This is a genomic window from Neobacillus sp. CF12, from assembly GCF_030348765.1.
GTDB lineage: Bacteria > Bacillota > Bacilli > Bacillales > Cytobacillaceae > Neobacillus.
The window spans coordinates 5,968,793-5,993,283 of the sequence record NZ_JAUCEU010000007.1 but is presented as its reverse complement, the minus strand read 5'-3'; the positions used below and the strand labels follow the sequence as shown (position 1 = coordinate 5,993,283).

23 protein-coding genes and 2 riboswitches are annotated in these 24,491 nt (G+C 36.1%); of the genes, 2 read left to right on the top strand and 21 right to left on the bottom strand.

From position 1 onward, the window contains the following. Window positions 1-130 precede the first annotated feature (130 nt). Window positions 131-1,396 carry an MFS transporter gene (locus QUG14_RS29015; protein ID WP_289343903.1) on the bottom strand — a complete coding sequence of 422 codons (1,266 nt, stop codon included), beginning with the start codon at window positions 1,394-1,396 and terminating at the stop codon, window positions 131-133. Then, the gene (locus QUG14_RS29010) at window positions 1,393-2,319 is read right to left on the bottom strand and encodes a ketopantoate reductase family protein (RefSeq protein WP_289343902.1); all 927 of its coding nucleotides are present in this window, start codon (window positions 2,317-2,319) and stop codon (window positions 1,393-1,395) included. Before QUG14_RS29010 ends, QUG14_RS29015 begins: the two co-directional genes overlap by 4 nt. A gap of 246 nt (window positions 2,320-2,565) precedes the next feature. On the opposite strand from QUG14_RS29010, the gene QUG14_RS29005 reads away from it, so the two are divergent. Further along, the gene (locus QUG14_RS29005) at window positions 2,566-3,588 is read left to right on the top strand and encodes an FUSC family protein (protein WP_289343901.1); all 1,023 of its coding nucleotides are present in this window, start codon (window positions 2,566-2,568) and stop codon (window positions 3,586-3,588) included. Between the two features lie 45 nt (window positions 3,589-3,633). Here QUG14_RS29005 and QUG14_RS29000 read toward each other — a convergent pair whose 3' ends face one another. From QUG14_RS29000 to QUG14_RS28940, 13 genes are all read right to left on the bottom strand, one after another. Next, window positions 3,634-4,473, bottom strand: coding sequence for a cobalamin-binding protein (locus QUG14_RS29000; RefSeq protein WP_289343900.1), 840 nt, complete (start codon window positions 4,471-4,473; stop codon window positions 3,634-3,636). A 26-nt stretch (window positions 4,474-4,499) separates the two neighbouring features. Beyond that, window positions 4,500-5,048: a cob(I)yrinic acid a,c-diamide adenosyltransferase gene (locus QUG14_RS28995; RefSeq protein ID WP_289343899.1), complete on the bottom strand. Its 549-nt coding sequence runs from the start codon at window positions 5,046-5,048 to the stop codon at window positions 4,500-4,502. After that, complete coding sequence (locus tag QUG14_RS28990) at window positions 5,045-6,424, bottom strand: cobyrinic acid a,c-diamide synthase CobB (protein ID WP_289343898.1); 1,380 nt, start codon at window positions 6,422-6,424, stop codon at window positions 5,045-5,047. The genes QUG14_RS28995 and QUG14_RS28990 overlap by 4 nt, the downstream gene beginning before the upstream one ends. Before the next feature lie 49 nt (window positions 6,425-6,473). After that, on the bottom strand, window positions 6,474-7,844 hold the full coding sequence (locus QUG14_RS28985; protein ID WP_289343897.1) for an ABC transporter ATP-binding protein: 1,371 nt from the start codon (window positions 7,842-7,844) through the stop codon (window positions 6,474-6,476). Continuing rightward, window positions 7,841-8,911: a FecCD family ABC transporter permease gene (locus tag QUG14_RS28980; protein ID WP_289343896.1), complete on the bottom strand. Its 1,071-nt coding sequence runs from the start codon at window positions 8,909-8,911 to the stop codon at window positions 7,841-7,843. Before QUG14_RS28980 ends, QUG14_RS28985 begins: the two co-directional genes overlap by 4 nt. Beyond that, window positions 8,874-9,863, bottom strand: coding sequence for an ABC transporter substrate-binding protein (locus tag QUG14_RS28975; protein ID WP_483310819.1), 990 nt, complete (start codon window positions 9,861-9,863; stop codon window positions 8,874-8,876). The genes QUG14_RS28980 and QUG14_RS28975 overlap by 38 nt, the downstream gene beginning before the upstream one ends. Before the next feature lie 187 nt (window positions 9,864-10,050). Next, a riboswitch (cobalamin riboswitch) is annotated at window positions 10,051-10,252 on the bottom strand. A gap of 436 nt (window positions 10,253-10,688) precedes the next feature. Next, on the bottom strand, window positions 10,689-11,402 hold the full coding sequence (locus QUG14_RS28970; protein ID WP_289343894.1) for a YetF domain-containing protein: 714 nt from the start codon (window positions 11,400-11,402) through the stop codon (window positions 10,689-10,691). A 115-nt stretch (window positions 11,403-11,517) separates the two neighbouring features. Further along, a complete protein-coding gene (locus QUG14_RS28965) occupies window positions 11,518-11,853 on the bottom strand; it encodes a hypothetical protein (RefSeq protein WP_289343893.1) in 336 nt (111 codons plus the stop codon). A 430-nt stretch (window positions 11,854-12,283) separates the two neighbouring features. Continuing rightward, window positions 12,284-13,057, bottom strand: a complete 774-nt coding sequence (locus QUG14_RS28960; protein WP_289343892.1) for a response regulator transcription factor — start codon at window positions 13,055-13,057, stop codon at window positions 12,284-12,286. Beyond that, window positions 13,054-14,850 carry a sensor histidine kinase gene (locus tag QUG14_RS28955; RefSeq protein ID WP_289343891.1) on the bottom strand — a complete coding sequence of 599 codons (1,797 nt, stop codon included), beginning with the start codon at window positions 14,848-14,850 and terminating at the stop codon, window positions 13,054-13,056. The genes QUG14_RS28960 and QUG14_RS28955 overlap by 4 nt, the downstream gene beginning before the upstream one ends. Before the next feature lie 81 nt (window positions 14,851-14,931). Then, window positions 14,932-16,248, bottom strand: a complete 1,317-nt coding sequence (locus QUG14_RS28950) for an ABC transporter substrate-binding protein (RefSeq protein WP_289343890.1) — start codon at window positions 16,246-16,248, stop codon at window positions 14,932-14,934. 60 nt (window positions 16,249-16,308) lie between these two features. Further along, complete coding sequence (locus QUG14_RS28945; RefSeq protein WP_289343889.1) at window positions 16,309-17,142, bottom strand: carbohydrate ABC transporter permease; 834 nt, start codon at window positions 17,140-17,142, stop codon at window positions 16,309-16,311. 18 nt (window positions 17,143-17,160) lie between these two features. Then, on the bottom strand, window positions 17,161-18,123 hold the full coding sequence (locus QUG14_RS28940) for a carbohydrate ABC transporter permease (RefSeq protein ID WP_289343888.1): 963 nt from the start codon (window positions 18,121-18,123) through the stop codon (window positions 17,161-17,163). Between the two features lie 254 nt (window positions 18,124-18,377). Between QUG14_RS28940 and QUG14_RS28935 the strand changes: the two genes are divergently transcribed. Next, window positions 18,378-19,016, top strand: a complete 639-nt coding sequence (locus QUG14_RS28935) for a YesL family protein (protein WP_289343887.1) — start codon at window positions 18,378-18,380, stop codon at window positions 19,014-19,016. Window positions 19,017-19,100: 84 nt separating this feature from the next. Here QUG14_RS28935 and QUG14_RS28930 read toward each other — a convergent pair whose 3' ends face one another. The 6 genes from QUG14_RS28930 to QUG14_RS28905 form a co-directional block, all read right to left on the bottom strand. Then, entirely contained in the window at window positions 19,101-20,369 is a 1,269-nt protein-coding gene (locus QUG14_RS28930; RefSeq protein WP_289343886.1) for a cation:dicarboxylate symporter family transporter, read from the bottom strand. 118 nt (window positions 20,370-20,487) lie between these two features. Beyond that, window positions 20,488-20,642, bottom strand: a riboswitch (cyclic di-AMP (ydaO/yuaA leader). A 269-nt stretch (window positions 20,643-20,911) separates the two neighbouring features. Next, window positions 20,912-21,250 carry a zinc-binding dehydrogenase gene (locus QUG14_RS28925; RefSeq protein ID WP_289343885.1) on the bottom strand — a complete coding sequence of 113 codons (339 nt, stop codon included), beginning with the start codon at window positions 21,248-21,250 and terminating at the stop codon, window positions 20,912-20,914. Between the two features lie 142 nt (window positions 21,251-21,392). Beyond that, window positions 21,393-22,043 (bottom strand): hypothetical protein, encoded by a 651-nt coding sequence (locus tag QUG14_RS28920; protein ID WP_289343884.1) that lies wholly within the window; start codon window positions 22,041-22,043, stop codon window positions 21,393-21,395. Between the two features lie 98 nt (window positions 22,044-22,141). Continuing rightward, complete coding sequence (locus QUG14_RS28915; protein ID WP_289343883.1) at window positions 22,142-23,179, bottom strand: helix-turn-helix transcriptional regulator; 1,038 nt, start codon at window positions 23,177-23,179, stop codon at window positions 22,142-22,144. A 1-nt stretch (window position 23,180) separates the two neighbouring features. Beyond that, window positions 23,181-23,696: a hypothetical protein gene (locus tag QUG14_RS28910; protein WP_289343882.1), complete on the bottom strand. Its 516-nt coding sequence runs from the start codon at window positions 23,694-23,696 to the stop codon at window positions 23,181-23,183. A 139-nt stretch (window positions 23,697-23,835) separates the two neighbouring features. Further along, window positions 23,836-24,462: a fumarylacetoacetate hydrolase family protein gene (locus QUG14_RS28905; protein WP_289343881.1), complete on the bottom strand. Its 627-nt coding sequence runs from the start codon at window positions 24,460-24,462 to the stop codon at window positions 23,836-23,838. Between the last annotated feature and the right edge of the window lie 29 nt (window positions 24,463-24,491).

The following is a 24,491-nucleotide window of genomic DNA, read 5'->3' as shown; positions in this document are numbered from 1 at the left end:
ACATAAGTGAGTTTCTTTGTTTTGTTTACGCAATATCTCGATTTTCACCTGATTGATTTAACAACTTTGGGTTCCCTCTGTATATAAGTGTGTCTACTTACTAAAATAACTTTATTTTCGGACATGAAGATTAAGTAGCACTTAAAACGGTCTTTTTGGCTTTTTCCTCTTTAATTAAAAGGACACCTATGAATCCCATTAATGAAAATAGAATAGGTATGGTAAATCCATAATGATAGCCAATATTCATTGAATGTTGTGGAAATAGATCGAGTATATTTCCGAAAACAATAGGCAATAAAACTGCACTTAAAAACCCTCCCATATTGGCAAATCCGGTTACAACACCAACTTCTTTCATAGGGAATGATTCTCTGACCACCGCAAAAGTTAATGAACTAGCTCCACTACCAAAACCTATTATAAAAAGCAAAAACACAACGATAATAAATGGAGGTTTCGCACCGGATAAAAATAACACAATCCAACTAAAAAACACAATGATATGAATAAGGGTGTAGATCTTTTTAATAGCATTCAGTCTACTTGTCAACCAGCCAATGAAAGGACCACCAATCATGGCGCCAAAAAGCCCATACATGATAAGCAGACTTGCATCCGAAATCGACAATCCTAATATATGAATTCCATATGGAACACCCCAAGAACCAATAAATCCTATATAGGTTCCGACCAACCCAAAGTGACAGAGGAATGTTGCCCACGCTTGCCGAGTAGAAAACATTCGGCGAAGTACTGTCCATACACTTTCTCGGTCTCGAACAGACCTCTTCTTTTCTTCGGAATCATCAATAAAGATTTTTTTAGGCTTTAAAATAAGAACGATATAAAGGAGATAGGAGAATACCACTAAAATAATTCCTATGCTAAGGAATGAGGTTCTCCAGCCTGAGAATGAAATCCACATGGAAAAAGGAACGGTAGCTGTTAATGAACCAAGTCCCGCAACCAGTGAAATCAGTCCTATCAATCTAACAAATTCATTTGCCTTAAACCACTGATTTAAGATTAAGACTAAGTTGACAAAAATGGTTGCATCCCCTGTGCCAACTAAGAATCGAGAGAAAATTATTATATATTCATTGGGAGCAAGACTATAAATAAGGCTTCCTAGCCCAGTAAGTAGTGTGCCTAAAATAAGAAATCGATTAGGACCGTATCGATCAGATAATAAACCAGCAGGAATCTGAAGTCCTGCATAGGCTAAAAATTGAATACTGCTCATAAGGCCGATAATAGAAGCAGATACGTGAAAATCCTTCATTAATTGATCTGTAATAAGTCCTGGAGCTGTTCTTTGGCTGACAATTAAAAAGTAAGCAAATAAGGCGGTACCAAATACCACCCATCTATAGCCACTTTCCTGTTTTTTCATCGTGGTATCCCATTTTCATAAGGTTTTAGTATGCCAAACAATGTTTCTATAACAGGAACCTCCACTTGGTGTTTGGAAGCCAAACGCAGTGCCCCTCCATGTAGATGCTCAACTTCGATCGGATGTCCTTTTCTTAAATCTTGATGCATGGAAGATGTCGCTTCTTTTTTGAAACCTAGTAAAGTATTTGTTACCCTCTCTACCTCTTGATTTGTTAAGATAATTCCCTCTAGACCTGCTAGCATAGTCATTTCAAGGATTACCTTTTTAGCAGTGGCAAACGTAGCTTCTGAACTTGCGATAAAACCCGATGGCAGTTGCATTGCTGAAGTGATCCCTGAGAATGCCGTAATAAATATGTACTTTTTCCACATATGTTTTAAAATATTTTCTTCTCTTACCAAATTCGTTTTTACTTGACTATGTAACACTTCTAATTTCATACATATTTCTGTTTGCTGTTCATGAAGAATTCCAAATTTAAAAGTACCGCTTCCACTTGTATGCTCCACGTGCCCTTTTTCGTTTAATGTGGCAATAATAGAGGCAAATCCGCCTATCACCTTTTCTTTTCCAATTGCCTGCCGTAATCTGTCCATATGCTCGATTCCATTTAACAATGGCAGTACAAACGCCCCCGTCTGATGAACAATTGTTTGAATTTGCGGGATTACTTGGTCAAGATGATAGCCTTTTACGGCTAGTATCACTAAATCAATATTCTTGACTTTTTCAGCTGATGTAAATATTGTAACTTCTTTACTTTCAAAGTTTCCTTCGGGGCTGTTTATTTTCAATCCTTCATTTGTTAATTGAGCAGCCCGTTTTTCACGCACAAAAAATGATACATTTTGACCTGCTTCTAACAACCTCCCGCCAAAATAAGCACCTAAAGCACCTGCACCTTGAACTAAAATATTCATAAAAATATAGCCTCCCTATCAATTTTCTTCTCTAACAATCATTCTACTATTCAAGTTGATAGGGGTAAACTTACAAGTAATAAATAAAGCACACACGCAATTAGTTTTTTCTCTATCTTCTTAAGTTCAGATAGCGCAAAAAATAATTGAAATTATTTATTAGAATAAGTATATTTGATAAAGTAATAGATGAAAGTGACTGATAGACTGTTAGTCAGCTGCTTTTGAGTGGAGGATTGGAGCATTGTGAAGTTAGGACCTCGTGTCATTAAAACAGGCATCGCTGTTACATTTGCCTTATATATTTGTTCAGTATTAAATCTTGAATCCGCAGTCTTTGCTGGAATTGCTGCTATTTTTACGATACAACCTTCTATTTACCGTACGTGGAAACAAGTATGGAACCAAGTCCAAACCAATGTCTTAGGTGCGATTATTGCCTTTCTGGGACTATACTTTCTTGGCAATGACCCTTTTTCTATTGGACTGGTAATCATTATTCTGATATCGATTAGTTTAAAGTTAAAGATGGGAGAAACGATTTCACTAACAGTAGTAACGGTTTTAGCCATTATGAGTGCACCTGGAAACGAGGATTGGCTCTTTGCTTTAAACCGGTTTATCGTTACTTTTATAGGTATGGCAACGGCATTATTGGTGAATATTTTTGTCTATCCACCAAATTATAAGAAAAATTACGTGACAAAAGTGAATGAAATTTTCCAAAGTATGTCTATATTGATAAGAACCGCTATTTCTGACGAAATGACAGAAAAGTGTTTTAAGGAGCAAATGGAAAAATTAGAGAATGATATTTTACTATTAGATGAACAATTTATGTTATTTGATGAAGAACGTGAAAACATGGCGAAGTTAAATAATATGGATGTACGTGAAATAGTGGTGTTTAAGCAAATGTTTAAATCTCTCCAACAAGGATTTATTGTCTTGGAAGACATTGATTCCTTTTATTTTAGCTGTAAGCCGACACCTGAAGAAAATCAACTCTTTGATCAACAGCTAGAATATTTAATTAAGTATCATGAGCTATTTCTATTAAAATATGATGGAAAGATAAAAATGGATTTGCCCTCAATGGAAGTTGAGTTTATGAAACAAACAGAAGTCTTTTTAGAAAAAGTTATGCAAACCTATAATGAAGGTCAAAAAATCCAGATGGCCGTCATTGGGGCTTCTATTTATAATTACGCCTTCCAGCTGGACCGATTGAACACACTTGTAGAACATTATATGAAGAAATCCCAATAGTGAAAGGAGTAGCACATGATTTTCTGCTACTCCTTTTTGGTTCTGCTACTTTAACTTATTCTCAAAATTATCATCTAATAGCGGATCTATATTTTCGTCAAATTGAGGATAAATAGCAGGATGAAGAATACTGGCTATTTTATTTAAGCCGACTAATAATTTTGGTGAAGGTCTACAAAATAATGGTTCCTCTAATATAAACAACTGATTGTTTTTAATTGCCTCCATTTGTTCCGCCCCAGGGCGCTTCAAAATAACCTTAGGATTAACTTTCTCTTTTTGTACCCCCACCCAAATTACGCAAATAACATCGGGATTTCTTCTTACGATCTCTTCCCAATCCGTTTTAATACTTGCTAGCGCCATATCTTCAAATACATTTCTTCCCCCTGCAAGGGTACTTATCTCTGTTAACCAATTGGTTGCTCCAGGAGTAAAAATAGGTTTTGCCCACCATTCCCAATAAAGGGTTGTTGGTTTTTTTACTTGCTTAGATAAAAAGTGATATTTTTCGATGAAAGTGTTGTATTTCTTATATAATTGGTTCGCTTTGTCTAATGTATTCGTAACTTCTCCAACGAATAAGATACTTTCACCTACCTCTGTTAATGACTTAGGATTAGGGACAATGACAAACGGTATGTTTCGTTTCTTTAACTCTTCTATATTTTGTTCCATTCCAGGTACGGAGAGCGATGCTAATACTAAATCAGGTTGTAATTCTTCCACTTTGTCCATATCAATATTCAAATCTGAACCTAGTCTTGGCAATGATTGAATATCCTCAGGCCAATCCGAGTAGTTATCCACTCCAATCAACGAAGAAGTTAATCCTAAGTATGCTACTAATTCTGTATTACTTGGACAAATGGATATTAATCTCATATTAAAAACCCCTTCATTTGTGAATTCTAAAATTCGATACCCTTTACAGCCGGGATGCCTTCATTGTAATAATGTTTTTCCGACTCGATCACTGAAACAAGATCGGCTCTATCTTTAATTTCTTGCTTGGCATCTCTTCCGGTAATCACCAGATGAACATGGGAAGGTTTATTTTTGATTAAATTTATCACTTCGGTTAGAGGCAAAACATCATCGATTGGAAACGTAGTAATGGCTAAAGCATTATTGAGTTCGTCTAGGATAACCAAATCGTATTCTCCACTCATAACAGCTTCCTTTGCTTTCGGCCATCCTTCCTTTAAGGCTTCTCTGTGCTCCTCTGGTGTTTTTGTCCAAGTGAAACCAACTCCCAGTTGAACCATATCTACACCTAGCTTTTGCAATGCAATTTCTTCACCATATGTACGCTCTGGTGATTTGATAAACTGATAGATTTTCACTTTAAAACCTCGACCAATTCCTCGAAGTGCTAACCCTAAAGAGGATGTCGTTTTTCCTTTTCCATGCCCTGTATAAACAAGTGTTAAACCATTTCGATTTATTTGGTGACTCATAACATTTTCCCCCTATTTTCTTGACATTTTCTTATCCAGTTCTCAACCATCCCGGGGCAAGAAGCAAAATGAAAATGACTATACCCAGCAACTAAATTATGTAATAAATACCCTTCCTGGCTAACACCTCTCATACCTATTGTTTCATATGCAAAGGGCACATGCTCTTCAGATGCTTGAAAGGTTGAGTAATGAAATTCATGCCCTCTGGCACTCAAGTCTTCAAGCATAAAATTAGCATTTTGCCCGCTAATCTCTCGATAACCCAATGCTGCTAATCTAGATTGCATCTGTACAATCCCTGGTATAATACCCGCCATTTCATATTTTTTCTTATCTGTAGTTTCGATTGTTTCCGTTAAGTACATGAAGCCTCCACATTCAGCGAGTGTAGGCAATCCATTTTCAATCGCTTGCTTTACTGATATTTTTGCTTTTAGATTAAAAGCTAGTTCTTGAGCAAATTCTTCAGGGAATCCTCCACCGATATAAAGTCCATCCACATTTTCAGGTAATTCCTCGTCCGCAAGTGGTGAGAAATAAACAAGTTCAATCCCTTTTGCTTCCATGATTTCTAGATTCTCAGGGTAATAGAAATTAAAGGCACTATCTTTTGCTACCGCAATCTTCACTATAGGTTCTTTCTTCTTTTCAAAAATGGAAGGCATCCCTCTTCCATCTAACGGTTGTGCAACCGCTAATTCAAGTAATTGATCTATATTGACGGTTTCACTAACTAACGTCCCTAATTTAGCAAAAAACGCATCGAGTTCCCCTCTTTCCATAGAAGGAATGAGTCCAAGATGTCTTTCAGGAATCTCAATATCTAGTTCTCTTTTTAAATAGCCAATCACAGGAACGTGACATTCCTGCTCAACCGCTTTCTTAACAAGTTGATAGTGACCTTCGCTCCCAACTTTATTTGCAATGACAGCTACAATTCTTGGACCCTCGGCAAACATTTGAAAACCTTTTACGATTGCTGCTGCACTTCGCGCCATACTTTCACAATTGACAACGAGCAGAACTGGACTTTTCGTAATCATACTAATCTCAGCGGTACTGCCCTCATTGGTTTCTGGATTTTTCCCATCAAAAAAGCCCATAACTCCCTCGATGATTGAAATGTCAGAACCTTGACTGCCATGAGTGAAAATATCCAAGACAATATCCTTTGTCAGCATCCAACTGTCTAAATTTCGAGAGTTTCGCTTTGTTACTGCTGTATGGTACGAAGGATCAATATAGTCTGGTCCGCATTTAAAGCCCTGCACGGTTAAACCTTTCTTCATTAGAGCTGCCATTAAACCGATGGTCAGTGTCGTTTTCCCAACACCGCTGCCAGTTCCGGCAATTACCATTCTTCTTTCAGCCATCTTCCATTTCCCTTTCCCCGGTCACTACTAACAATTTCAATTGGTGATTTTAGTGTACCTTCTCTAAATTCTGGCTAAGCGCTTCTTTAATGGCACAATTTACCATTTGATGTATTCCTTTTCCGACAACTGTTCCTGAACCTGCACATGATATTTTTGCCCCTTGCTGGGTAAGACCTAGTATCAGGGTATCAGTAGATGTAGGAGAAACTTCTATTTGGCAAACGTGCAATGCTTTCATTTTTGCTTCAACAGCAGACATATATCCATCAACCAGTGCACCATCTGTAAAATTCGCATCGATAAATAGCATAATGTTGGTGGATTTCCATGAACCTGCTGACACAATTATCATCATATTAATTTCTTCTATTTGTTTCCTTACAATCACCAGATCTCCGAGTTTTGCAGCTGTCATTATGGCTACCCCTTTTTCTGGGGAAATGGAGTATTTTTCTAACAAATGCTGTAAATCAGGTCGTGACCCTTGGACATGACAAAAATGTTTTATCCACTGTATACCAGACCCTATAACCGTATTGGAAATTGTACGTAGTGGCTGGTTAAATTGAACATGAAAATATTCTTCTGTTTGATCCATTTTGTACGAGTCTTCAAACTTAAATAACTGACTTGACGTAGAGTGGAAAGGTGTCATGAGAAGTTGTGGTTTAGGAACAGTTGGATGGGATTGTGAACTTACTTTCACCTCATAAACCTTCTTTAATTGATCTTCTTTCCTTAATAAGTCTACATCACCTACTTCTAAAAAACTCCCATTATGAAGGAGGGCGACACGATCAGCAAAGAGCGAAGCAACATTTAAATCGTGCAGGATAGAAAAAATGGTTAACCCCGTTGTCTGTTGTCGTTCTTTTAGTAGGTTCAACATTTGAAAGGTATGTTTAATATCTAGGTGATTGGTAGGTTCATCTAATAGCAGGACTTCTGGTTCCTGTGCTAACGCTTTAGCTAGTAAGACTCTTTGCTTTTCGCCGCCACTTATTAGACGAAATTGAGTTTTACGAAAGTCTCTTATTTGGGTTATCTCCATAACCTCTTCGATGACTTTCCGATCTTCTTTCGAAAGTTGCTTAAGTATCCCTTTTTGATGAGGGTAACGTCCCAGACTTATGATTTCTTCAACTGTATAATCGAAAGAAACTTGAACTTCCTGAGTTAAAACAGCCATCTTTTTTGCTTTTTCCAGTTTTGAAAGAGAAGAAATATCTTTACCACCTAATGAAACTTTCCCGCTCTTAAGCGGTAATTGTCCTGTTATGAGTTTAAAAAGGGTTGTTTTTCCACTCCCATTTGGCCCGAGAAGGGCAAAAAACTCTCCTTTTTTTATTTCTAAATCGATCCCTTTTATAATGGGGGATTGGGTATAGCCACCGACCAGGTTTTGAATGGTTATCATTTATTCGTCCCCCTCCCAAATCGTTCTCTAATCAATAGCAGCGCAAATACAGGTGCACCAATCATCGCCGTGATAACACCAATAGGCAGTTCTTTAGGAGCAATGATGGTTCTCGCCATTAGATCTGCTAATATGAGAAACGCACCGCCGATAAGCAAGGATAGCGGAAGGACATGGCGATGATTCGGTCCGGTTACAAGACGGACAAGATGTGGAATAACAAGTCCAACAAATCCTATTGATCCTGAAACCGCTACTGCAGCCCCAGTTAATAATGATGCACCAATGAGGATAAATGTTTTCCCTTTTTTCACATCGACACCAATATGGTCTGCTGCATCTTCTCCTAGTGCTAGAGCATTTAATTCACGATAGTGATAGATTAATATAAATGAACCGATAAGCATAAAGGGGAAAATCAATTGAATATGACTCCATCCTCTCATACCCACACTGCCATATAACCAATAGATAATTTGTGTCATGGATTCTCTATCACTTAATGAAATAATAAGAGAGACAAGTGCACCAATAAAGGCACTAACAATAATCCCCGCCAATATAATGGTTTCAATCGCTAAACTTTTACTGCTTAATCGAACAAGTCCAAATACAATGAGCAAAGAAATTAAACCAAATAAAATGGCGACAATCGGAAGCGTAAAACTTCCCAACCCAACAATACTAACTTGAAAAAACAAAACCAAAACGGCCCCTAGAGAGGCACCTGATGATACTCCAATAGTATAGGGATCTGCTAATGGATTACGTAAAAGTCCTTGAAATGCAGAACCCGCTAATGCAAGGGATGCACCTATACAAAATGCTAGAAGTACTCGTGGCAGACGGATATTCCAAATAATCATTTCTTCATTTTTTGCTACATCCGCAAGCCACCCCATATTTAACGTTTTATCTAAAATGATATGTAAAATAGTAGGAACTGTAACGGTTACACTACTATAAAATAAGCCAAGAAGGCTTATACCAAGTAAAAGCCCTCCGCTTATTACATACAACCAAGCTATTTTATTGTTTAAAAATCTCCGGATAGATAAGTTCCGCAAGTGTCTCGACTCCTTCAATTAAACGAGGACCAGGTCTAGTAACCGTATCGCTGTCAACATCAAATACGTTCCCACTCTTTACTGCTGGTACTTCTGCCCATCCTTCACGATTTAGGACCGCCGCTGCTGGATTTTCTACATAATAGCCATACGTGGTGATAATTACATCAGGGTTTAATTTAACAATTTCTTCCTCTGTCATCTTTACCCAGCCCTCTTGATCTTCTGCAGCATTTGTAGCTTGAATAGCCTCTAGCATCTCATGCATAAATGTATTTTTGCCTGTTGTAAAAATATCCGGAGCCGGTGAAACTTCTACCCAAACTTTCTTTTTATCCACGTTCGCTGCTGTTGCTTTGTCTTTAATATCTTTAAGTCTCTCTTTCATACCGGTAATGATTTCCTCTGCTTCCGTCTTGCTTCCGGTTGCTGTACCAATCATTTCAATATTGCTATAAGCATCCTCAAAGGATGTAGCCCCTCCAACCACTATCACGTCAATTCCTGCCTCTTCAAACTTTTGCAAAACATCTGGATGTGTTTTGTAATGATAATCCGTAACTAGAGCCATATCTGGAAGAAGAGAAAGAACAAGTTCTGCATTGATATCTTGTGCACCCACCTTCTGTATTTCAAGTGCTTCTTTTGGATAGTTATCGTAATCCGAAACACCAATGATTTTATCGCCTAACCCAAGCGCAAAGGCTATTTCTGTATTACTAGCTTGAATCGAAACAATGGTTTCAGGTTCCTCGTCAATGGTTACCTTTTGATTGGCATCGTCTGTAATCGTTATAGGGAATGTCTCCCCATTGTCCTTATCCACTACTTCAGTCTGTGAAGATTCTTTACCTTGCGTGCTCTGTTCTTGTGTACCACAACCTACAATAATCACCATGTTTAACAGAAGAACAACACCAATTAAACCCCACTTTTTCACATAATCTTTCATCATTTTTTTCCTCCTTCTATTTTTTTGGCAACAAAAAAACGCTATTCCGATGGAAAGCGTAAAGTAAAAAGGCAGTTTTATAATACTTTGTCTTGTGGACAGCATGATAACTTGCAATCTTCATAATAAATAATAATTATTTACGTAATCGATTACCTGCACTTTAAACATTCCTTTCCGCGAGGAAGCTTAAAAAACATAATAGGCAGGTCTCCTGACTTGCGATTCATCGGTTGGTTAAACCTTCCCATGTTAAAAAACACAGTGGTTATATATAACCTTCCTTCTCGCTTACAGTGGCGGGACCGTGTTGGACTTACACCAACTTCCCTCTTAGTCTTACATAATCTTGCATAGAGCATGTAAGAAACCTATTTGTCTAGTATTCATTTTTTTGTTATAAAAGCCATTATAGTAGAGTATTCCTACTATGTAAACTATTTCTAGTTTTTATTAATATAAGGCTCTATTATTCATGGTTGAGGTTGCGAATTAATAGGCGGAGAATTTCCGGCTAATTTAATAAAGGAGGCAACAGGAGCCGATATAAGCGGATAAATTCCGCTTAACTGCTCTAAAAAAGCCTAAAACCAATGATTTGGATAAGATAAGCGGAAAAGCTCCGCTTATTTTTAATAAAATAGGGGTATTTTTCAAAATAGTCGGAATTCCTCCGCTTATTTTGCAACCCTGTGAAATTGACAGCCTGGTATACTATAGTTGCTTGGAAAAAAAGTAGCATTTTTCTAGACCTTATATTAATATACGAAATCAGCCTACATATAAACGTTCATTTAGCTAGAGGAGTAGCTAGATATCTTTAAACTACTCCTCTTTATCCTTTTTAGTTTCTTCCGCATCATTATATAAATCAACATATACATTACCATTCGAATCAATCTGAGCTAAAAATACATCTTTAAAGTCTTTTGCCCCTTTTTTCTTAATCTCACTATGTAGCCAATCCTTCGTATAGCCTAAGGATTTTATTCGGTTTTCTAACAATGTTCCATCGATAATAATTAAGGACGGTGCATGGTTATCTTTCATTCGCAGGCCAATATCTTTTGGAGTTAGTGCCTGGTACTCAGGTTTCTTCATTACACTAATCTGTCCATTTGTCTCCATTATAGCCATTTCAACCTCATCAATGATGAAGGCATCTTTTTCTCTCAATCCATTCATCAAATCATCGTACGTCATCTTATGCTTAAATAAGCCTTTTTCCATTATTTTTCCGTCTTTAATTAGAATCGAGGGACTACTTTCTACTAAATCCCTAAACTTAAACGATTTGATTGCACCGTAAGCGATAATGACGGATAAGAGCGTATAAACAACTAATCCGATTGAGGCATTCACGATTTTCATGGATGTATCAATTGCCAATTGTGCGGCCATGTCTCCAATGACGATCCCAACTACATAATCAAAGAACGTTAGTTGTGAAATCTGCTTCTTACCAAGTACTCTTGCACACGTAAATAATACAATAAATGAAAAGAGGGCTCTTAAAGCCACTTCTGCATATTCCGGCATAACAACCTCCAGACAATTAATCCATCCTATCTTTCCCATTTTTAATGAAAATATCTTTTTATACAGAAAGATAGACGAAAATACCTAGGAGAATGTCACGAAGAATGATATCAGGTTAAGTATCAAATAAAGAGCTGGTATGGTAATCATACATAATAATGTTGTGACTAAAACTCCCATTGAAGCAAAAATGGAGTCTGCTCCATATTTTTGTGCATAAAGAGAAATGGTTGGAGAAGATGGCATTCCAGAAACCAATAACCCGTGTTAAAGAAAATGAAATATCTAATGAATATAAAATAAGTGCAGGCAATCTAATGTAAAGAATTAATTGAGTTAGGACTTCGTTTGCATGTTCATTCAGAATGAGGGTTCTTCTAGAGACAAACCCCAACAGCGCCAGACCATAAATCAGCAGCATTTCTTGGATAAATTCCCCTGTTGGATACATATCAATCTTTCCCTCCTTGCATAATGTATGATCTAAATTAGGCTTTTGTTCACTGCAGTTATGAAGGTAGAAAATTCATACTAAAAAACTGTACCCCGATGTCCAGTAATTGGAGTACAGTTCTCATTAATTTAGATTTTAATTATTGGCTCTATTATCACTGAATGTTGATTTCACTGTGGGTTGGAATATAAGCGGAGAAATTCCGTCTATTTTGGAAAATCTTCTTAATCCCTTACAAATAAGCGGAGGTTTTCCGCCTATTTGACCTAAATCTTTAGATTTTGGCATATTCTGAGCAGCTAACCGGAATTTCTCCGCTTATATCTGCCTCTTAAGCTTCTTTTATATACATTAGGCGGAATTTCTCCGCCTATTAATTTTCATATCAGCACGAAAATCATCAATGAATAAAAACAGAGCCTAATAATTAAATAGACAATCTATCCTTATATTTATAAGACTTCGGCGATAGACCATAAAACCTTTTAAATGTTTTTAAAAAATAACTTTTACTTTCAAAGCCTAACTCATAGGCGATCTGTTCTACTGACTTAATTGATTGATCGAGTAATTCCACTGCTTTTTCCATTTTCATTCTGGTCACGTATTCAACAAAACCTTCTCCTGTTTCTTTTTTGTACATCCTGCTGAAATAACTAGAATTTAAATGTAAATGGGCAGCTACTTCTGTCAATGAAATCTTATTTTCAAGATGGCTTTCTACATATTTCTGCGCTTTTAACACATCTTCATTCCTAGTCGTCATTTCTATAAGTTTGGTGGCTATTTCGTGCTGATAACTTGTATTTCGTTCTTGATCTAACTTTTTCTTCAATCTTTCAAGTAAATCAATAATATTCGATTCTTCCATTGATTCTTTTAAAATATAATCATATGCTTCTAATTTTATCGCTTGTTGGGCAAAGGTAAACTCATCATGACAAGAAAGGATCACATTATTGGAGTGGATGTTTGATTTTTTCAGTTGGCCAATTAATTCAATGCCATTCAGTTTTGGCATTCCAATATCCGTAATCAATACATCATAAGGGTTTGCGAGCATAAACTCCAAAGCAGCACTACTATCTTGAAAGCTTGCAACAACCTGAAATCCAAAGTCTTGCCATGGAATAACTTTCTTTAAGAATTCAATCACAATAGCATCATCATCTACTAACACTACTTTATAGATCTTACTCACCCCTTCATTACTGGAATCTGAAACGTTAAAGTGGTTCCTTTCCCTTCGATACTGTCTATCTTCAATTGAAATGCTTCTCCATAAATTAATTTCATCCTTTGATACACATTTTGCACCCCTATTCCGTTAAACGATTGGCTGCCTTTTGCATAGGGTTGGCTATTTTGTTGAAAAATTTTCTCTTTTAACCGTTCCAATGTGTGCATATCCATACCCCTGCCATTGTCTGAAATGATTAGCTCTAGGTATGCATCACTCTGTTCGTTTGCCATGATTTTTATAGTTTCTTTTCTATTATTATTCCCATGAATGATTGCGTTTTCAATAATAGGCTGCAAGAAAAATCTTGGTACCTGAAAACTAGATGCGTTTGCGCTCACATCAATTTCTAATTCCACATCATGTTGGTGCCGAAAATTCATCAAGTCCACATAATGCTTCACAATCGTTACTTCTTCCTCTAGAGGAATATACGGATTATTACGATTGATAGTCATTCGGAGCAAGGCTGATAAAGAATAGATTAGTGATGCACTGCCGGAGTTACCTTCCATTTTTATTTTTAAACGAATGGCATTTAATACGTTAAATAAAAAATGCGGGTTGATTTGTGCTTGAAGCATTTCTAATTCTGCATTTCTTTTTGCTTCTTCCTTCACTTTAATTTGTTCAATCATGTCTTCGATGGTATCCAACATATGATTAAAGGAATTGCCTAATTGCGCGACATCATTATTCCCTGAGACCTGTATTCTAGCAGTCAAGTCTCCCTGTTTGATTGCATTTGTAACAACGTTTAATCGGATGATCGGTTTCGTAAATTCACGAACAAGCATAATAAGTCCAGTTAAAAATAGAACTAAAAAACCACCTTGGATAAGGATAGTTGTTCTCGTTACGACATTGATAGAACCAATGGTATCCTTATATGGCACAAGACTGACCAATCTCCAATTCGAATAGGACACTGGATAAGAAACCAACAAATGCTTCTCTCCATCATAGTCAACAATTTGATAATCAGTATTTGTCACGTCATATTGTAAGGTCTTTGCCACCTCATCTGTATTCAAACTCGAATAGATCTCTCCATCCTTGTTAGTTAGATAAAATTTTGCTCTCTTTTCACTTTGGAATTGACTAAAAAGCTTCTTAATCTCATTTTCTTTTAAACTAATAATTAAATAGGAATAGGTGGAATTAGCACTCTGTATCCTCCTTCCAATGGTAATGAGATAAGGGTATGTATTTTCTTCAGCTCGAATGTAGGTCGGGTGGGCACCCAGCCAATATGTTTGGTAAAAACTCAAGTGATCCAATTTTTCAAACCAGGGTTTTTCTTTGAAATCTAAAGGGTTAAAATCCATTTGGGAATAATTGGTGTAATACAAGTCATTTTTAACCAAAATGGTTATATATAGAGGCATTAATAAATCTGTGATACCAGATAATTCATTCGATATTTGTATATAATTAAGAGCTATTTCTTGTTTTAACGTGGGGGAATTGGGATCAATTAACTTATGCTTTTTTAGTAACTGACTCATGTTTGAATCAAATTGAATATAATTAGAGGTATACATCATATCATCCATCATATTCTTGATTCCTAATTCCAGCATCCTTAAATCATCTTCTGATTGTGTGGCTGCACGTTGTTCTAATACATCCTTCGTAAAATAGTTTGAAACGATATAGGTACTAACCCATGGAAATAAAATGCAGAGAATGACTGCAACGATCAATCTTGTCCTAAGAGACATTTGTTTAATTTTTATCCATAAAAGTTCCAATGTTCGTCACCGCTTCTTATACAAATATAAATAGAGAGAAAACGTGTCTGTTTTCTCTCTATTATATCATGAATATTCTAATTATTTATTAGCATCTACTACGGCTTGTACTCTTTCTTTTGTGTTTTTCATCGTTTTATCTAGATCCTGTTCACCTAGGAGATATAATTCCACCTCTGCACCATATTCGTTCCAAGCTTCCGTAATATATGGAGCTGGGAAAATGACTTCAGCAGGCCCAACGGAGGTAAGTGCATTTTTCAATGATTCCATATGAACGGCATCAGGTTTTTTGGTTCCTTTTACCACTGTTTCTAATGCTTTGTCCATATCTGCTTCCTTCCATGACGGTGTCCAGATTCCTTGTTCTACAATTCCTTCTGTTGTCAGCCAACGCATAAAATCATATGCCTCTTGTTTGTGTTTTGAGCTTTTAGCAAGCGATAATAAATCCCCGCCCATTTGTGCAACTGCTTTATCACTTTCTTTATTTTTTGGCCATGGTGCCCAAGCGATTTCAAATTCTGGTGTAAATTGACCCCATTCTGTAATCATAAAACTGCCAGTAGGAACCATGGATGCGGCTTGACTAAAGAATTGCTGGCGATAATCCATTTTTTGCGATAGTATTTCTGTAAATGGAACAGATGATTTATCAACATTTTCTAATTGATTTCGTAGTTCTAATGATGCGCGTAACATCGGATCATCTGCATTAGACGTTCCATCCTCGTGTAAAATTAAATTATCTTCTGCTTTAGTCATTAATTTTAAAGCAGAATGGAAGAAATGCCATGAGTGTAAATAAGAACCATAATGCTTGTCTGTCGTTAGCTTTTTAGCGTATTCTGTATAGTCATCCCAGGTCCACTCAGTTGGAACCTCTAAGCTAGCCTCATCAAGGTGTGCTTTATTCAGCATAACAAGCATCGTAACATTTTTCATCGGCAAGCCATAGTACTCACCATCAACAGCTGGGTAGCTATTATTGTATACTTCATTAATATCTATGCCATCTTTTTTAGCAAATTCGGTAATTGGTTCAACTAGTCCTGCATCAATTCGTTTTGCTAATTCTTGAGGACTGTTGAACAAAATTAAATCCATTTCATCACCGGCTGAGGCCATTAAATCTAACTGTTTGAAATAATCCAGAGAGTTCATGTTTTCTACAAGTGGGATGGACTCCACTCTTATTCCTGGATTCGCTGCTTCATATTTTGCAATGACACTTTCCCATTTCCCAACATCCTCATTCACCCAGTGGACAAATTTTAATGTAATTTCTTCATCCTTTGAATCCGAATCATCTGACGAAGTTTTATCGTTTCCGGAACATGCAGCTAACAAAAACATGGAAATAAGTCCAACTAATAACAAATAACCCCATTTCTTCATACCATACTCTCCCCCTTGTTTTTTTTTATATATCAACTCCCTAGAGAGTTCATACCATTTTTACCCTTTTACTCCACCAAGTTGGATACCTTCAATCACGTTTTTCTGGCCAATAATGAAGATAATTAGTAAAGGTAAAATGGCGGAAACAGATGCTGCCATCATCAATGAGTAAACGCTGCCATGTTGATCTGAAAAGCTCTGTACACCAAGTTGAATCGTATATAATTCTTTTGATCTTAAAAAGATCAATGGATTTTGGAAATCATTCCATGTCCAAATAAAACGTAATACTGCGTAAGTTGCAATTGCGGGTCGAACTAATGGTAAAGCAATGGAAGTGAAAATCCTAAAATGACCTGCTCCATCCATCCTCGCGGATTCGATGATTTCATTACTAATTCCGAGATAGAATTGGCGCAGCATAAAGGTTCCAAATACACTGAAACTATTTAATAGAATAAGACCGGTGTGAGTATCATATAGTCCTAGCCATCTATATAGTAGAAATTGTGTCACTAACAATGTTTGAGGAGGAATCATGAAAGTGGCCAAGACGATTAAAAAGATGAAATCTCTACCTTTAAAATTTATTTTGGCAAATCCATATGCAGCTAAACATGATATCGTACAAGAAACCAATGTTGTTAAAACCGTTACCTTGATAGAATTCCAATATAAGAGAAGGAATGGCATAGAACCTGTCCAAACCTCTTTATAATTTTCAACCACATTCCAGTTTTCTGGAATCCATTGAATCGGAAACGTTAATACGTCCTCTTCTACTTTAAAAGAAGCAGATATCATCCACAAAAATGGCATTAGAAAAGCAATTCCGATTAAAACCATAATAACAGTCACAATCAATTTTCTTATATCTAATCTCGCTACCATCAGAACTGCTCCTTTCTATTAATAATTCACCCATTTTTTCTGTCCAATAAATTGAATATAGGTAATGATCAAAATGATAACAAACATAACCAGTGAAATGGCGGAAGCATAGCCAGTTTTTAATTCAACAAATGCTTGTTGATACAAATATACAACCGGTGTTATCGTCGAATTTGCTGGACCGCCGTTTGTTAAAACAATGATTAAATCAAACACTTTAAAGCTTGAAATCACACCAGTAACAAACAATAAGAATGTGGTTGGGGACACTAATGGAATCGTAATCTTCGTAAATTGTGACCAAGCAGTAGCACCATCGATTTGTGCTGCTTCATATAATTCTTTTGGTATGTTCTGCAAGCCCGCCAAGTAAATGATTAAATTAAAGCCAATTCCAGTCCAAACCATAATTAACATAACAGATGGTAATGCAAAGGTAACGTCTGCAATCCAACCAGGGGGATTTTCAACCCCAAGCGTCAATAATAGTTGGTTTATAGGGCCTTTGGTTGGATGAAATAGCACTTGAAAGACAACCGCAACGGCCACAATACTAGATATGAATGGCATAAAATAGATGACTTTAAACAAATCTTTCAAATAAACATATTTGTTAATGATAACAGCTAATGCAAGAGATAAAAGTAAAGTAATCGGTACCGCTAAAATTAAGAGAACATTATTAACTAACCCTTTAAGGAATAATGTATTGGTAAGTAATTTTGAGAAATTTTTAAAACCTATGAATTTAGCATTTTGATAGCCAGAAACAAAATTCCAATCGGTAAAACTTAAGACAAATGATGATAGAATCGGAAATAATACTAATATAGAAGTTCCAATAAACATGGGTCCTATAAATGCATAACCTGCTAAATCCTCTTTCCAGCCGCTAAAAGAAGGCCTTTTATTCGCCTTTTTGCGTACTTCGCTTTTTGTGGTTTGCACCATGTCGGATTCGACCTTTACTCCGCTGTTCACGCGTTTCACCCCTTCTGTTTACTTAAGTTCATCCTTCATCAAGATTTAAGTTAAGTATAGTTTTTGAAAACGCTTTCAACAATGCGTTATTTTTACGTTATTGAGAAAATTTTTACTACTTAAGCAATGTATTTCAATTCATATTTAATTTAAAAGCCTTATTTTTACCTTTTAGATAAAATTTTTACTTCATGATAAAAAAAGAAACTTACACCATTTATGCATGATATATTTATGGATAAGGAGGGGTCACCATGCAATTAGGTTCATTTTCAAACGTTGTATATACCATTTGTGATTGGATAGCAAGACTGGCTTATATTAATCTATTATGGATTCTTTTTACGTTAAGTGGATTCGTCGTTTTTGGCTTCTTTCCAGCAACGATTGCGATGTTAGCGACATTAAGACAGTTTATCCGAGGAAACCATCCCCCTGTGTTCCAAACCTTTTGGTCCTATTATAAAAACGAGTTCTTTAAGAGCAATAAATTAGGTTTGCTAATCGTCGTAATCGGTTTGATTTTGTATATGAATATCTCCTTTTTACAATCAACAACGAATAGCTTTTCCTCTGTTCTTTTTTATTCAAGCATCATTATGAGCTGTATTTATTTTCTAATCATTTGCTATATCATGGCTTCCTATGTTGAATTTGATCAACCACTAAGAACACATTTAAAAAATGCAGTTCTGATTACGATTTCCAACCCGATTACGAGTCTATTTATGATATTTGGATTTGCTGCCGTTTACTTTGCTGTTAGCTATTTATCTGGGGTGGGGTTCTTTTTCAGTGTGAGTATTTTGGGGCTGGTTGTTCTTTCCTCTGCAAATCTAGCGTATAAGAGAATCCTAAGCCAGCAAGAGAAATTAAGCACGTTGGCAAAGTAGAACTGCCAATCTTATGATCAAATACGTCTAAACAAAAAAACACTCACAAGCGTTGTTTATCAACATTTGTGAGTGTTTTTTGTATTATGAAGCTTTTTGGGTTTTCATATTCTTGGCCACAACTGGAGGGTTAAATTGACCTTCCCATTTAGCGACAACAATCGCTGCCAATGAATTTCCTATCACGTTGACCACTGTACGTCCCATATCTAAAATCCGGTCAATACCAGCTATAAATGCTAAACCTTCAGCAGGTAACCCCATTGTACTAAATGTAGCTAATAAAACCACAAAAGATACCCCAGGAACTCCTGCCATCCCTTTAGATGTTACCATCAAAACTAACATTAGTGTAATTTGTTGTACAATGCTCAGTTCAATACCATACATTTGGGCAATAAATAAAGATGCAATTGCTTGATATAAAACAGAACCATCCAAATTAAAAGAGTAACCTGTTGGAATAACAAATGACGCAATGTGTTTTGGACTTCCTGCTTGTTCCATTTTGTCCATTATTTTCGGAAGAACGGTTTCGGAACTTGCTGTTGAAAAAGCCAAGATTAACTCTTCTTTGAGCATGCTTACTAATTTAAAGATACTGAATCCAACGATTTTAGCCATCAAGCCTAAAACCACAACGACAAAGAAGATCATGGTTCCATAAACCGTAAGGGCTAACTTTCCTAATGGCAGAAGTGATGCAAAACCATATTTAGAAATCGTTACACCGATTAAAGCAAAGACCCCGATTGGAGCATATTTCATAAATAAGTTTGTCACATAAAACATGGCACTTGCCACACCTTCAAATACGCGCAAAACCGGCTTTCCTTTTTCCCCAATGGCTGCAATACCAAGACCCAATACAACGGCAAAGAAAATAACCGCTAGCATATCGCCTTCTACCATGGCTTGAACCGGATTTGTAGGAACAATATGAAGAAGTGTTTCGATAATAGAATTTCCTTCCTGTTCCTCTGTTGTGTGTACATATCCTGAAATATCACTTCGCTCTAGCTTATCCATATTTAGTCCTACACCAGGTTGAAAGATATTGGCTGATATAAGTCCGACAGCTATTGCTAACAATGTCATGCCGATAAAATAAGTAAGTGATTTAGCACCTAATTTACCAACAGATTTCAAATCACCAACACCAGCGATTGCAACGATAATAGTAGAAAGGACAATTGGTACTACAATCATTTTAATTAATCGGATAAAAAGATCACCAAATGGCTGCAAGACGCTCTGTGCACTTTCACTTCCATAGAATATCCCACCGACAATAATTCCTAATACTAGACCGATAAAAATTTGTACCGCTAAACTTACTTTTATCTTTTTCATAGCATACCCCACCTTCTGGTTGTTTTTTTTATCTAGACGAATTTCCTAGGTAAGGGAAACAATTGATTCGATATATTACACAAATAAACGGCTAGTGCCGAATTACTATTCTATCAGACTGTTTCCTCTCAATTGCTTACGAGGTTAGCTTTCAGGTTAGGACTATGGGAAACATTGAGCCCCTTCTTTTTAGGAATTCACCAATAGCAGAAATATCCGCAAACATACAGTGGGTCCCCCGCTCTTAAAAATAAGATTCAGCAAAATAAATATTATCATTAAAATACTATATTAGTAAACATTTTAATATTTCCAGATAACTTTTAAAAATAACATTAAGTGTATATTACTTTTCTTCAACGCATAAAAAAACACTCACAAATAGTTATATAATAACATTTATGGTGTTTTTTTGTTTTTTATATTAAAAAATTGCCTGTGACCACTCGTAATTTGTCACTATTCAGCAGAAAGGTATACAATAAGGGAGTTTGATAGGGATTACAAAGTCCATCCCTTAGTACTTGAAAAGATTTGTTTAGTTAATCATTAATGACAATCGTTTTTATAACCTTATCTGGGTTATTACTTGAGTATTCAAAGGCCTCAGAAATTTCATCCAGTGAGAATCTGCCTGTAATCAGATCTTTTACATTTATCCTTCCGTCGGAAATCCACTTAATGGCTGTTGGAAACGAGTTTGCATATCTGTTGACAGCAACATAATCTAATTCCCTATCCAAAAATGTTGCTATATTCATTTCAACAATATTTCCACCTGGCCATCCTACCTGAACAAGACATCCACCTGGAGCGCAATAATGGAACGTCGAAGCAGTGGCTTTACTTGCACCGGCTGTTTCAAAAACAACATCCGCCAACCCTTCTAAACTAGGATCTGAAGGAATAGGAAAAAGTAAGATTTTGGCTCATGCTCTTCGCTCCTTATTAGTTTTTCTTTACTCTATCAGTCATTTTACATACAAATAATTTTTCACCCTACCCATATTAGGGTTGGGTGGGTTAAGCTTCCTTCAAAATTTCATTCATTGTAATGAGCCATTCTTTGTTTTTTTCAGAAAGTCGTAAATTAGGGTGATAGTAATAAGGGTAGGTAGAATGATTCCATCCTTTTATCTCTTTAAATGAATCGCTTAATAGGATTTGTGTAATCTCCATTTTCATAAATTTCCTCACTCCCCAGCCAGCAATCACGGGACCTTTATTTAATTGAATTACAGACAATAACTCATCTCTTCGTTCTTTAGAAAATATAGAGTGGCAGGTAAATAGAGCTTTCTTTGCAATTGCTAATTTACTTTGAAAATCATCTATATTTCCCGAACATATATCTGAAAGATTAATCATATTTACTTGATCCCATTGCCGCAATTCCATCAGTCTCATGATTTGCTCTTGTGTCTGGTCAGATTGCGCAAGAACAAAAGGAATTCTCTCTATTCGAGGGTCTAACTCTTGAGGACTTAAGCTTGACTTACAAGAACCCGGATTACAAAGAACCAAAACGGCATCGTACTCCTCTTTCAATGTACCTTTTCGCTTGATTCTTGCCTGACTCCTGCATTCAAATAGAAGGTCATTGATTCTCACATTATAAAAACTTGCTTCTACTTCAAATTCTTTTAATAATTCCTTCTTTGTAATTAATTCCATAATTTCCACCCCCGACCAGTAATAATCTTATAATATACTATTTCTCCCAACTAACCCTTCCCTTTTTCGGTATGGGTAGACGTAATAAAAAACACTTGCTATGCATGCAAGTGTTTTTGGTAGGCTTGATATAATTTTTCTGCTTCTGTCCTCATTCTCTCGATGAGAGGTGATGGAGTAATAACTCTTGCATCGCTCCCCCATGTCAAAAGCCATCTGACTAAACCATCACTGATAATCGCTTGTGTGGATACCCGGAATGAGTTTTCATTAACGGGGCGAATATGTATACCGCGTCCAAAACGATCAATCACTACGTTAATTAGGTGATTATCAAACTCAATTTCAATTAATGATTCTTCACCGGAATACATAAAATAAAGCTTCTCCGTATATTTAGTGACGTTAAAATCTGGATTAGGAACAAAGAATTCACTGGTTGAAGACACATTCCTCATCCTATCAACACGGTAATGACGAATTTCTCCTGTTGGGGAAAATTCACCGATTAAGTAATAAAAATCATTACTCCAGACAAGGGCATAGGGCTTAACAAAGTAAAACTCTCCGTTTCTATTAAACTCGAATTTTTTACTTAAGTTATATTTTCCATATTGAAAGGTAATCATACGAAAGTTGGATATGGCTGTATGTAGTTCATGAATGGAGTATTTATTCTGTTGGTTCTCATTTTTCACATTTTCCGAAAACAAGATCGTATTTTTCAGTAATGTAGCTTGCTTCTCACTCGTTAATTTTTTTATCTTATTGATTAGTTGTTCTGTCTCAGCAGTTGAGATAAATTTTGCAGATGATACCGCATCGATTAACAAGCGTAACTCATGGACCTCAAATAACCGCTGTTGGTGACTATAAAACTTTTCTACACCCTCTTTTTCATGATTAACGGTTACATCAAACAATAATGATTTTTCTAATTCTTTCAGGTCATCAAGGATAGCTTTTTTACCAACAACCCTGTTGGTTTCTTGGCTAAACATATCTACAATTTGATTTAGAGATAACTCATTCTCTTCGTCCGTGTATCTTTTAAGTATATCTTGAAGCTTTAATAGCCTTTGTTTAGCGTTTAATTTCGCATTCTCGTTATTAGAAGACCTTTTTTCACTTTCCATATTATTGGACTCCATTCGTTCTGAATGTATTGAGTAAGATATTTTCTAATGTCTGTGCATTTTCTTTATCTAAGCTTCCATATCCTTCTCTTTCATTGTTACTAATAATGGTTGCACGATCATTACTTTGATTAAACCAAATCTGATATTCAAATAATCTTTCAGGCATATTCTTATCGTACTTGAAAAATAGGGTCGCCTTTACATCTTCTTTTCTTGCCATTTTGGATTTTGCGTTTGGTTCCCACTTAACCTGTTTAATTGAATTTCTTACCACATCAATTGTTTCTTTATCCGTTATCATGAATGCCTCTTTATAGCTTTCATCTGCCTTTACAACTTCAACATCTATTCTAGTAAGCTGTTTTAAGTCATACTCATTTGGGGCTTTATTTGTACAGCCTATTAATAACAGTACAAAGCAATAAAGATGATACGGTAAACATTTGGTCTTTTCGGCAAATAACCAACCCCTATGATCTAAGTATTTATTAATTATACAACATTTTCCATTCATATCCTTTAAGTTTTCCCACGTAAATTTCTACCTTACAATTATCGAGAATCTAAAATAAAACCACTCGAAAATGTTTAACTAACATCATTTACGAGTGGTTTTTTAAGTATAACGAATGAATCGAATAGTTGAACTAGATTCACACTAATCTTACAATACTTTGCCCAAGTGTTTCTTCGCCCCATATTAATGAAAGGGTATCACCATCGGAAATCGGACCAACGCCTTCCGGGGTACCTGTGAATATGATGTCCCCTTTCCCTAATCCAAAATGCTTAGCTGTGAAGTCAATGATCGTTTGTAAATCAAAAAGTAAATTGGTGATATTGCCGATTTGAACTTGCTGCCCATTCTTTAGCAAACTGAAATTTGTGTTTTTACATGCATCTTCTCCGGGAAATTCAATAAATTTCGTGAGTAGAGCTGAATTTGGAAAACCCTTTGCTAATAACCATGGATAACGCTGTTCTTTTAACTGACTTTGTACATCTCTTAATGTAAAATCAATCCCTAGTGCCATTTGATCAACAATTTCGTCAACAGAAATCCCTTTTTGATACTCTTGACCAATATGAAGAACCAGCTCCGTTTCATAATGCACCGGCCCTCTATCTACCGGTAGTATTACCTCTTGTCCATTTGCAAAAGCAACAGCGTGTGTTGGCTTAGAAAATAAAAATGGCGAAGTTGGTACCGCATTATTTAATTCCTTTGCATGTAAAGCATAATTTCTTCCAATACAATAGATATTTTTAATGTTCATCATGTTTTTCCCTCTAATTAAATTTTTGAATT